Below are 3,522 nucleotides of genomic sequence, written 5' to 3' on the forward strand. Positions count from 1 at the left end.
AGAAGCACTCAGGGCAATAATTTCGACTCCTTCGCCGGCCAGGGCAGAGAAAATGCGGCTGGCGATCCCTGGGATTTCACCGAAATGAGGCCCATATAAAGTAATTAAAACAGCCCCCTTTTTGACCTCGATTGCCTTCGACTGCGGCAGGTCAAGTCCCTCCTGAAAAGCAGCCCTCACCCAGTCCAAGTCCTTTTGGGAGGTGGCCAAAGAAAGGATGAAATTTCCATTGCGGTCGATGGACTGCACGATGAAAGGAATGGAAATTCCTTCTTCGCGAAGGGCATAGAGGATGGGTGGCAGAAATTCTACCTTTTTTTCTTCCACCCGGATGGTAAGAAAGGCCTGGTCGGGAATAGAGAAAAGGTTATGAATTTTGATCTTGGCCATCTCTAAAATTAAAAATTATCCGGGGAGCTCGAAATATTCACTGAGAGCGTTTAGAGCATCGGGGATAAAACGCTCGTCCATAAGGCCGGAGATAGCCGAAAGGGAAAAGGTGACGGTGAAAAGTTTGATCCCGGCATCTTGAAAAGCAGAGAAAAAATTTCCGATTACCGCGGCCCGGCTTCCATGGGGGAAGAGAGAAATCATCCCCACCCCATCCCGGGAACGAATCTCTTCCACCTCGAATTTTTCCTTCAATCCCTGCAACAAACCGAGAGCGGCAACAATTTGATTTTGCTTAACCCCGAGGGTGAGGTCTATCGTTTCATCATTCCTGCCGTGGCCCACGATGAATTCTAAATTTATACCGTTTTCGGCCAAAGGACTCAGAATTTTTGTCGGCCTGTACGTGCATAAGGGTAAGGAGAGAACTTCTATCAGAGACAAATCGGAAACCTGCCTGATTCCGGCTATTTTAATTTTTTTCATATCGTAGCCCTGAAAAATTCGGCTTAATCTTATGTATCTACACATTTTGTATCCTGGCACAGGACATTTTTATTGGCAAGAGGCAAAAATTTATTGGTTATTAAAAATAAATATCGGAAAAGTCTGGAAAAATCTTGACAAGATATTGCACATATGATAAACGAATGAACGAATAATCATTCATTTTTGGTTTGGGCTTGAAATGAAGCATTTTTTCAGTGCTTTTTCAGCCCGAAGAGAAGTAATTGGTTGCCCCATAATTATTGGTTAACTCAATCATAATGGTTTAAAAAAGGCCGGTTCTTTTCAAGGCAGGGGTTAAAGATTTTTCTGTTCTACCCCTGGTTAGAAAGGAAGGTTTTCGTCCTTTTTTGTTATTCTTTTTGGGGCAAAAAAGAGAATAGCCGTCTCAAGGCTCCGTTCTCTTGCTTAACACCCATTACTCTCCTCCCAATATTTCCGTACCCCCATTTTAAAAGGTTCAATTTTACCAGGAATTCCCTGGATTGTAATGGGGCAATGAGAAGAGAAGGGTTTTAGGAGGGAGGTGGTCAGAGACTTCAAGGGATAGTTCTCCTGACAATTTTTCGGCGCAACCTTGATGGAGAGCAGGGACAGGTTGCGTCTTGCTGTTGTTGAGAAAATTTCGATAAAAAAGAAAACATAAAAAATAAAAAAGGAGGGTTAAGGCATGGCTTACGATGCAGTTAAAATGGCCGATTGGCAGATTTCTGAAGCGGCCGAAGAGCATTTGAAGTCCATAGGGGATTTCCAGAAAGAGTTAGGATTGGCCAAAGATGAAATTATCCCTTATGGGAGGTTGGGAAGACTTGATTTCATGAAGATCATCAACCGTCTGCAAAACAAGCCCGATGGGAAGTACATCGATGTAACCGCCATTACGCCGACGCCACTCGGTGAAGGAAAGACCACCACCAGCATGGGCCTAATCGAAGGATTGGGGAAAAGAGGGAAAAATGTTGGGGGATGCATCCGCCAGCCTTCAGGTGGCCCTACTATGAATATCAAAGGGAGCGCGGCCGGCGGCGGAAACGCCCAAGCCATTCCCTTGACCGAATTTTCCATGGGACTGACCGGCGACATCAACGCCATCATGAATGCCCACAATTTGGCCATGGTGGCCCTCAATGCCCGGATGCAGCACGAGGCCAATTACACGGACGAGCAATTGGCCAAACGCGGGCTGAAACGTTTAGACATTGACCCCAAGAACGTGGAAATGGGCTGGATCATAGATTTCTGCGCCCAGGGTTTGCGGAATATTATCATGGGCATCGGCGGGAAGATGGATGGGTTCATGATGCCCTCCAAATTCGGCATTGCCGTCGGTTCCGAGCTCATGGCCATCCTTTCCATAGTCCGGGATCTGGCTGACCTCCGGGAAAGGTTAGGCAAGATCACCGTGGCTTATGACAAAAAAGGAAACCCGGTCACCACCAGCGACCTGGAAGTTGCCGGTGCCATGTGTGCCTGGATGGTTTCCAACATCAACCCCACCCTGATGCAGACCGTGGAAGGGCAACCGGTCATGGTTCACGCTGGCCCATTCGCCAACATTGCCGTGGGCCAATCTTCCATCATCGGTGACCGGATCGGGCTGAAAATGTTTGATTACCATGTGACCGAGAGCGGTTTTGGAGCGGATATCGGGTTTGAAAAATTCTGGAATGTGAAATGCCGCAACAGCGGACTCATCCCCAATGTGGCCGTGGTTACCTCCACGGTTCGGGCTTTAAAAATGCATGGCGGCGGACCCAAAGTGGTTGCCGGCCTCCCTCTCGATCCTTCCTACACCAAGGAGAATATTCCCCTTCTGGAAAAGGGAGTCGCCAACATGATCCATCATATCGGCATCGTCAAACAGGCTGGAATTAACCCGGTGGTTTGCATCAATTCCTTCCACACCGATACCAAAGATGAGATTGCCGTTTTGCGGAAAGCGGCTGAACAAGCCGGAGCCCGCGTGGCCGTCTCCTCCCACTGGGCCAATGGTGGAGATGGAGCCCTGGAGTTAGCGGATGCGGTCATTGATGCCTGCAACGACAAGGTGGATTTCAAGTTCCTCTATCCCTTAGAAATGCCTTTACGGCAAAGGGTAGAGACCATAGCCAAGAAAGTGTATGGAGCCAATGGTGTTTCCTGGTTACCGGATGCCGAAGCCAAGGCCAAAAAATATGAGGCGGACCCCAAATTCAAGGATTTTGCCACCATGATGGTGAAGACGCACCTGAGCCTTTCCCATGATCCAGCCCTCAAAGGGGTGCCCAAGGGCTGGAATTTACCCATCCGGGATATATTGGTTTTTTCGGGGGCGAAATTCCTTTGCCCCTGTTCCGGAACCATCAGCCTGATGCCCGGAACCAGTTCCGATCCGGCTTTCCGGAGGATCGACGTGGACGTAAAGACCGGAAAGGTGAAGGGCTTGTTTTAAAGATTATTCCGCCACAGAGGACACAGAGAACACCGAGAGAACCCAAAAGATAAAGCTTTGAATCCTGCTTTTACCCACGAATGGAACTTTCTCGGTGACCTCTGTGAACTCTGTGGCAAAGAAATAAAGGAGGAAAAGATGGGCGCGAAAATTATCAGCGGAACGGAGGTGGCCAAACAGATTCGGGAAGAGTT

3 protein-coding genes are annotated in these 3,522 nt (G+C 48.4%); 1 reads left to right on the plus strand and 2 read right to left on the minus strand.

Annotated features, from left to right (window positions below):
• A partial coding sequence (locus Q7V48_00985; GenBank protein MDO9209315.1) for a hypothetical protein occupies positions 1–390 on the minus strand: 390 nt, incomplete at its 3' end.
• 15 nt (positions 391–405) lie between these two features.
• Positions 406–876 carry a hypothetical protein gene (locus Q7V48_00990; protein MDO9209316.1) on the minus strand — a complete coding sequence of 157 codons (471 nt, stop codon included), beginning with the start codon at positions 874–876 and terminating at the stop codon, positions 406–408.
• A 691-nt stretch (positions 877–1,567) separates the two neighbouring features.
• Here Q7V48_00990 and Q7V48_00995 point away from each other — a divergent pair.
• The gene (locus Q7V48_00995) at positions 1,568–3,328 is read left to right on the plus strand and encodes a formate--tetrahydrofolate ligase (GenBank protein ID MDO9209317.1); all 1,761 of its coding nucleotides are present in this window, start codon (positions 1,568–1,570) and stop codon (positions 3,326–3,328) included.
• The last annotated feature ends 194 nt before the right edge of the window (positions 3,329–3,522 follow it).

The sequence above is a fragment of the Deltaproteobacteria bacterium genome (genome assembly GCA_030654105.1).
GTDB lineage: Bacteria > Desulfobacterota > SM23-61 > SM23-61 > SM23-61 > JAHJQK01.

Bases quoted from the DNA above. Each gene is read 5' to 3' on its own strand.
- Q7V48_00995 (MDO9209317.1), top strand. From the start codon at position 1,568: ATGGCTTACGATGCAGTTAAAATGGCCGATTGGCAGATTTCTGAAGCG.
- Q7V48_00990 (MDO9209316.1), bottom strand. From the start codon at position 876: ATGAAAAAAATTAAAATAGCCGGAATCAGGCAGGTTTCCGATTTGTCT.